The organism is Fulvivirga marina, assembly GCF_016775155.1.
Classification (GTDB): domain Bacteria; phylum Bacteroidota; class Bacteroidia; order Cytophagales; family Cyclobacteriaceae; genus Fulvivirga; species Fulvivirga marina.
Genome location: NZ_JAEUGD010000021.1, coordinates 21,187 through 29,302 on the forward strand (window position 1 = coordinate 21,187; position 8,116 = coordinate 29,302).

7 protein-coding genes are annotated in these 8,116 nt (G+C 37.4%); 2 read left to right on the forward strand and 5 right to left on the reverse strand.

Annotation, left to right across the window (positions count from 1 at the left end; genetic code table 11):
• Positions 1 to 70: 70 nt before the first annotated feature.
• Positions 71 to 3,235, forward strand: a complete 3,165-nt coding sequence (locus JMN32_RS06790) for an eCIS core domain-containing protein (protein ID WP_202855557.1) — start codon at positions 71 to 73, stop codon at positions 3,233 to 3,235.
• A gap of 202 nt (positions 3,236 to 3,437) precedes the next feature.
• The gene (locus tag JMN32_RS06795) at positions 3,438 to 3,728 is read left to right on the forward strand and encodes a hypothetical protein (protein WP_202855558.1); all 291 of its coding nucleotides are present in this window, start codon (positions 3,438 to 3,440) and stop codon (positions 3,726 to 3,728) included.
• 487 nt (positions 3,729 to 4,215) lie between these two features.
• On the opposite strand, the gene JMN32_RS06800 is transcribed toward JMN32_RS06795, so the two are convergent.
• The 5 genes from JMN32_RS06800 to JMN32_RS06820 form a co-directional block, all read right to left on the reverse strand.
• Positions 4,216 to 5,124, reverse strand: coding sequence for a hypothetical protein (locus JMN32_RS06800; protein ID WP_202855559.1), 909 nt, complete (start codon positions 5,122 to 5,124; stop codon positions 4,216 to 4,218).
• 341 nt (positions 5,125 to 5,465) lie between these two features.
• On the reverse strand, positions 5,466 to 5,840 hold the full coding sequence (locus tag JMN32_RS06805) for a hypothetical protein (protein WP_202855560.1): 375 nt from the start codon (positions 5,838 to 5,840) through the stop codon (positions 5,466 to 5,468).
• Positions 5,841 to 5,865: 25 nt separating this feature from the next.
• Positions 5,866 to 6,240 (reverse strand): hypothetical protein, encoded by a 375-nt coding sequence (locus JMN32_RS06810; protein ID WP_202855561.1) that lies wholly within the window; start codon positions 6,238 to 6,240, stop codon positions 5,866 to 5,868.
• A gap of 305 nt (positions 6,241 to 6,545) precedes the next feature.
• Positions 6,546 to 7,082, reverse strand: coding sequence for a hypothetical protein (locus JMN32_RS06815; RefSeq protein WP_202855562.1), 537 nt, complete (start codon positions 7,080 to 7,082; stop codon positions 6,546 to 6,548).
• The gene (locus tag JMN32_RS06820) at positions 7,072 to 7,467 is read right to left on the reverse strand and encodes a hypothetical protein (protein WP_202855563.1); all 396 of its coding nucleotides are present in this window, start codon (positions 7,465 to 7,467) and stop codon (positions 7,072 to 7,074) included. Before JMN32_RS06820 ends, JMN32_RS06815 begins: the two co-directional genes overlap by 11 nt.
• Positions 7,468 to 8,116 lie beyond the last annotated feature (649 nt).

Below are 8,116 nucleotides of genomic sequence, written 5' to 3' on the forward strand. Positions count from 1 at the left end.
ATACCCAAGGTTGGGTATTGAATCATGCATACTAATGAACTAGATTTATTCATTAAATAAATTTTTAGAGATGAAAGATAATGTTTTGGGTAATATTCAAAATGGAAGCAGTAGGCTCAACCAAAATGGTACTAGCCTAAATTGCAATATTTCTAAAAATCAAAACACGCATACTGAAAACCCTTTTGGAGATCTACATGGAGCAAGTATCCCTTCACCGCAACCCACAACTAGTAACGAAAAAGGTCTCCCTAATAAACTTAAAGAAGGTATAGAAGATATCTCAGGCTATTCGATGGATGACGTGAGGGTTCACTATAATTCAGCTAAACCTGCTCAGCTGCAGGCACATGCTTATGCTCAGGGAACTGATATACACTTGGCCTCAGGACAAGAAAAGCATTTGCCGCATGAGGCTTGGCATGTAGTCCAACAGAAACAGGGAAGAGTAAAGCCAACTATTCAGTTGAATGAGTTAATGCCCATAAACAATGATCAAGAGCTGGAACAAGAGGCTGATCTGATGGGAACAAATGCTATAGAAAAAGGAAGCCGGAAAAATACTGCCTCCCCTGTTTCTCTCAAGAAGAAAATACTTCCTTCCTCCCAAGGGGAGGTTATACAAGGCGTATTTCTTGCTATTAATGGGGGAGTAGGTCAGGATTTTAAACAACAACATGCTGAGTCAATAATTGAAATTAATCAAACCATAACCGGTCTTTTAAATAACCATGCTCAACGAAAAATGTGGCTGGAAGGGTTTCCTGATCCCCTAAAATTAAACTGGGTGAGCTATCTGTTAAATCAAAAGAAAGATCAGCAGCATTTGGCGATTGCTAAACTATGTAATGGTCTCATAACATTTCCCTTTGACAACACACAACCTCCTCCCTATTCTCAAGACACATTACGTATGTTGATGGGAATGAAAACTTCTTTGAGTCAGCGTTTAGAAACACAAACTGATGTCAGGTCTATTGACGTTACTAAAGATACCTACGAATTAGTTACAGTTGATATCAACGGGCAGGAGCTCAGGAAAGAGCAAATGATTAATCCTGTTTTTAGGACACTAACTAATGAGCAATTTTCATTTATTAAGGTAGAATTGCCAGAAAATACTACAGCGGATACCTTCAAAAAGATAGTTACATTTAAAGGAAAACATTACCGTATCGATATGTTGGCAGGGTCTTCCTTAAAGTCATCAGTTGACAATGCGGGTTCTGTATATGGTGTGGAAGTAGGCAGCATTGACTTGCTGAAAAATATGTTGGGCTTTGAAGAATCATCATACTATGCTCAAAGAGCCCTTTTCCCGTTGGTTGTGGGTGGAGTAGAGGGGCAAGTTAGAGGAAGAACACTGCCCGTAGGTGATGATAATGAAAAGACTTTCTATTTAAAAAATGGCACACCCATTCAAGTAGAAGACGGCTGGGGGTATATTGTCAAAAGTCTGGCAGACAAAATGCAAGAAGGCGGCCTGAGTCACGACAAGAGAACGCCTACCCAGGAGTCAGGGCGAACCAGTTACCAAATGCTGGAATGGCTTGATACAGAAGACCCTGAAATTGTTTACGAGTTAGTAAATAATGGACTGCAGGCCTATCAACAATTTCTCCAAGACAACCCTGCACTTACATACTCTAATATTCTCACGGAGAATACACCCAATGTCGTTACTCAAGACATCGATAAAATAAAAACACTTCACAGCATTTTTACAACAGGTAAACCTCCTATGGAATCTGCTGTTGCCATGCCTGTTTCAGGAGATAATGTAGTTGTACCTCAAACATCCCGGTTTACCGGAAAAACTTCAGGACAGGGAGCCTCAATTATTCGTTCTCCTGCTGATAAGCAAAATTTTCACCCTATCCCTGCCGAAAACATTGATCAAGATAGTGGTCAATCTCGCTTTGTCTCTGACATTGAAGGCATACAGTATACTCTTACGGGAAAAGATAACGGAGTACTTACCTTCTTCAAAGGCATGCTGGGAATCATACCTGATGACCAGTGGCCCGATGCCTGGAAAGAGGTCGATCTAATAGTGACCTCCAAGGATCGTAAACTGTACGAAGACTGGGTCAAAGACTCATCATTGCAGGGGAGTGAGGATACAGATAGCCCACAGAATGACCGTGCTACTGCCCATAAAACATCTCAGGACTTTTTAATACGGGGAAGCTTGGTAGCCACGCAATGGTTTGATAAAGGAAGTTTTGTAGGGGTACCTAATACCATTCAAAAATGGTTAGGTGGCGATTATGATGGAGATGAAATGGGAATGATTTTTAACAGCCAAAACCCGCAACTAAATCAGTTTATTGCTAACGATGCCTTTGAACAAAACGAAGTTAACCCTAAGCTCAAAAAAACATTTACGCTTAACCCTAATTTAAGTAGAGAAAAGCGTTTCATGGATATGCGATCTGCCAATGTGGGGCTTTGGTCAAGTTTGGCGGCTCAGGTAAAAGCTTTACCCGATGAACAAAATGAAGCGATGGCAGAGGCAACCTCCGAAGATCGTCTACTTCCTGATGACTCTGCATTAAATAATTTATCGGAGCCTGTTCGCATGATAAAAGAAATTCAACTCGGCATGAAAGTAGGAACTGATGCTTATAAAACGGCTGTAAGTGCCACTGATTTTGAAGACAGGGCTAAAAAATATCAAAGCCTTTTAAAAATTTATAGCCGCCCCATAACTCATGATAAAAAGCTGCAGAAATTAATAACTGATGTAGGCATTTTCCCAACCTTAAAAATCCCGGCCTGGAGAAATATATTCTTTAGCTACGATACTGTAAACAAGGATACTGGAGAATATCAAATCAAAGGACTATCTCCAAGGGTATTGCAAAGAATGGTTAGAAACCTACTTCCTCCTGAAGATTTATATCATCTGGAATATTACTACAATCTATGGAAACAGTCAGAAGGGTTTGATCCAACTAATAAGTTAGTAAGAAGTAAAGATTATATCTGCCAACAGATAGATGCTTACAATCATGAAACCAAAGAAGGAGCTACAGAAAATTATATATGGAGAGCATTTGGATCAGATCACATTAGTAACTACGATGATTTTGAAAGAGCCTTTATTAATTCAGCCACCTGGTATTGGCAAAGGTTTAACCAATGGGCATATCAAAAGTATTTGGCAAACGATAATGAATGGAAAGCGGCATTAAGAACTTTACTTAAGAGATACTTCATGCTATCAATCTAAAAGACAAATCATATACATGACCCAGTGGAATGATATGGATACAGATACAATAAAGTGTGAATATGTAAGAACGAACAGGTCGGTAAAACAACAAAAAATTTGGTTAAATGACGTACTCATTTGGGATTCGTCTGACAACACGGAATCTTTTTTTGAATTGATAAAGTAAAAATTACAGGCAATCGAGTAGCAGCAACTGTAAATGATGAAATCATTAGAAGAAATTAAATCAGAGATAAAGCAAGAGGTAACTACATACTTCAAACATGCAGCTAGAGTAAATGCAGAGCCAGGAATATTTGGTAAAATAACAGGTAAGTTAAGAGCTTCTAAAGAAATACTTGAAACAGCAGGACAAATTGCAGTAGATGTTGCTAACCAGTATCATGAAGAATTAACAGAAGAACAAACGGATGACTTGAAAAAGTTTATGAAAGAACTTTTACCTTCTGCCTATAAAGAATGGTTAACTACACAAAGGGCAGAATCATAAAAAGTGCAAAAACACTTCAAATTTGAAGTGTTTTTGCACTTGTGGACCCCAAGGTCTCAATTTCGAACTTTTTTAATGAGGATATTCGGTCTATACTTAATTTTCAAGGTGAAGAATGAACTTGTAAACATTTTTTTTACATGTGAAAATATTTTTATTTGACAGAAGGTGCAGACCTTCTATTTCGTAAAAAATATTAAACTATGAGGCTGGAGGCCGAGGCTAAACGTAGGTATAAGAAGGAAATAACTAGACCTGACAGGAACACTATCGAACCCTTTAAAATCATTATATGTTGCAAATCGGTGAGTTAAAGAATATTTAAAGAGAGATGGGCGGAAACCTCTAATCATCTACCTCTACAAAAAATAAGTTCCCACGGAGATTAGAACTTTGTGCTTAAAATGGCCTAAAACAAGCTATGCGTTACCAAACAGGGGTCAAAAGGATTCAACAAAAAGGAAGTTCAATTAATGCAACCTCAACACTAACTCTCATAATCGTTCAAAAATCCAAAACGGAGTGAGAGCGAGTTTTTGTACCCCAATTCAATCAACACCTCTGGCATGACCCATATTCGGCCATCCCATTCTTCTCCCATAAATTCTTTTCCATTAAAAACCTCTTTTTCATTAAAGTCTGGGCCCAGCTCTGTGATCAAACTGTTAGTAATATATTCAATCTCCTTTGCCAAGGTGCCGGATGACCAATTCTCTCTTTCCCGCAAGAAGTAAAAATTGTCGAATTGCTCACGTGGTGCAAATACGAGACGATTGAAATATCCATAAACCTTGGGGCTCAAAACTGCGATTAAGTATTCTCCTTCCTCATTTGTCACCTTCAACATTTTCGCAAAATCCAAACCTCTAATTGACTCTATACAGTCACTTATTGTGTTTTTCAAGATCGGAAATTTTAAATGGTGCCGGAACTCTTCAGTTGATAGGACGGACGTCTTAATATCAAACACATCATATAAGAACTTTGTTTTATTTAAAAAGTCGTCATCACTCGATACAACAATATCACAAAAGGCTCCGAAGTACGAATGCTTGCCATCATTTATCATATTCATCATTCGCTGCTTCCGTGGTCTGCCCTTAACAATGCCTAAGATTTCTAAGCCATGATACATATTTGCGAAAACCGAATTCATGTGCGTATCAATTGACTGCTTGATATGATAGTCGAGGTATGTCTCCCTAAATAGTCCTTTATCAGTGAGTCCTTGTCCATCAAATCCTTTTATTCCGAGACTTTCATAAATCTTAGAGGACAAGGCATTGTTATGAAGGTATCTTATAAAATTCCGAAACTTCTTTTGATCCTCTATTAATTCTTCAGAAAGGTCGAAGAAGCTCATCACCTCCATCCCTTTTAAAATCTTGGTAAACACAACTATCCAAATATATCCGCATAAAAGTCCTTTCCTCTAATATAGCATCTCTTTGTCAGCCAAAGTCAACTCTTTAGGTAAAGCGTCTTCCTTAATTGCTATTGAACACAGCTCAGACTGCAACAATACTAAGAATACCGAAGTCGGCGATAGTCATTCTTTCGGTGCATTACGCATGACAAATTCTGTTACAATCCTTATAACATTCTCTTTAGAATAATTTAATATACTCTCCTCTGGATTAACTGTTAACTCATCGAGGAAAGCCTGAACCAGTTCAGGGCTCGGTTCTACACGGAATAACTGTAGCCATAGTTTATTTAGTGATTCGGCATAGTATGCTATACGTTTCCTCGCATCTCTCGATGATATCCTCTAAGGAATTCCCTTCTCCCAGCATCTGATACAGTGCGTATGACAAAAGTATCTTCCTCATAGTTGATAAAGTCTCTGTAATTTTCGGGGTTAAATTCCGGTAAATTTTCTGATTGGAAGTTTAAACTATCCTCACAGAATTGAACAACAAAATCATTCATAAAAACTACAATGGGATTTTCTGTATTAACAAATCCTACAAAGTTGTGTGTGAAAGCTTCAGGGCCACCCAAAGTTTTTAGATGGGTAATAAGAAGCGGGTATTTCGTTAATTGTTTGGTAGTAACAATCTCGAAATCTAAGATCATCAGCCTCAACTCTTCCTTAACCATATCAGACATCTTGAGTCGGGGTTCGCATACAGCGCTACGCCAAAGCTGAATGTACCAGAATAACCGTAGTAGTCTTTACCTCTGCCGATATGAACTTTTCTTTTTCAGACGAGGATGAACCTCGCAATAATGGTAAAATTTTCTCAATGAATGCAGTTTCAATTTCAGTAAATATTTTCTCACAACGATCGCAAAAAACATAGTCTACAGTGTAAGCATTTCTCTTTGCCTGCTCGATTTCCTCCGAGTCAGCTTGTCTCCCCAGTTCCTCTTCGAGCTTTTCAATGTCAGTGCTACGCTGAAATTTAAATTCGATGTGACTTACTTCTGACATGTCAAAGTACAACCCCTTCTCACGCATATTGCTTCCGTCAAGGTTCAGAGCTCTCCGAATTATACTATCCGTCAAGTAGTGGGTATTCTTTTTATTCGCATCTCTTTCTCGACAGCAGGCGCAAAGCATTTATTCACAGTTTATTATAGAGTAAAATAATACCTTATATCCTCAAACAGTAACACAGAAAGTCTCTGCAAGGGAGTTAGGCTGATAATCATAGGCGTCAACAGCACTTTTGCAGACCGCAATTATAATTCCTTTTCATCCAACTATCATCTATACGCTGGGCCTTTCAAGTATCTATAAATATATTTCATCGCACCAGTTCTTTGCAAATTGCTCAATAAGATTATGGATGATAGTGCTTGTTAAGTGTATTATTCCATAGTCTTGTCCATAAAGTAATTAATTACTTGTTGTTCATCGACTTCAACATCCTCATTAAGTTCATATATTGAGAAGGCACCCATTGGATATTCGGAAATGTCTGCAGCAACTATGTGTTCGCCTGAATTATTTGTAAATGAAAGTTCGTAAAGTGTTTCAGGCCCCATTTGCCTATCAGGATCAACAGATGTCACCTCAATTTCACACAAATATTCTTCACCTTTATATTTCACATATATTCCATCAGTTTGTTCAGAATACCCCCTAACAACTTGGTTGAAATACGCTTTAAATTCTTCAAAGGATTGGAATTTCCTTTCATTACTGAAGAAATCTATTATGTGGTGGTTAAGCTGACTACTTACGTTCACAGAAATGTTATCATCCAAAACGATGTTCAAAATATTTGAGTTGAGAAATACGTCTATCAACCATTTATCTTTGAATTTCTCTGTTTTGAATTTCTTTACATAATCCAAATTTGAGTTGATGAGATTTATAATGGCTTGGATTGCTTCAGTTGTCATTTTTGGTCATTAAAAGTTCTTCATCAATTCGAGAAAATATGCTAAATGTACCCGATGGTTCAATTACTATCTTATTTCCTTTGGTAATTGCCACAATGCCTCCATTCCTTTTTCTTTCAATATTATCCTCTTGAATGGGATACATTCTGCCAGTATAGATTAAACCCGGTTTTTCAGTTGCCCCCACTCCAGAATGGCAATCTTCTACGTCAATAAGTGTATTGTTAATCAGCTCAAGACTTTCCTCAGGGGTTGTAGTTAAAGCCGCTGTTTCAAGTTTATAAAAAAGTGTCTTTAGTCGTTCTAGCTTTTTAAGTGTTTGGCCGCACTCAACCAGAGGTGGAATTGGAATTTTATTAAGCTTATCTCTTGTGCTTTCAGTCATTATACTTAATATCTATATAACAGTATGTTTGTTATTTCACATATGACCATTTGTTATTTATGCACCTGAACTACAAATATTTAACCGATCACAATCGCTTACAAACGATTAAAATCGGGATATAACAAACACTTTAAATTTGACAATTCTATAAACAGTCACTTAAAAACTTTTCCAACTGCACAATTTACTTTCCGAAAGTTATCCTTGCATAGGTGAGCGAAATTTAAAACTAGTCAATCACTTTGTCAATACCCAACCTTGGGTATATTGGGTTATAAGCTTCACTTTATAAGGATTTATTTAAAATTTTATGGCGGCTTAACTTGGGGTATTACAGAATTGACCATAAGAAAATTAAAGAAGTAAGGCCGATATCTTAGCTATGCTTGGTATGTTTTTCCTTTTATTACTTTGCTTCAGCATTTAAGCACTCATAGTAATATTTAATGTCTACAGTTACTGTTAAACTTCATTATTTTTCACTACGACCTTCAGGGGTTCGAACTCTATTAAAGCACAAAACCGGTTAAAATCAGTGATTTTAACCGGTTTTTACTTCTGTGGAGCCAAGGGTCGCAATTTCGAACTTTTTGAGGGAGGATATTCAATCCATTTTTGATTTCAGTGCGGGCTGATTTCGGGAAAA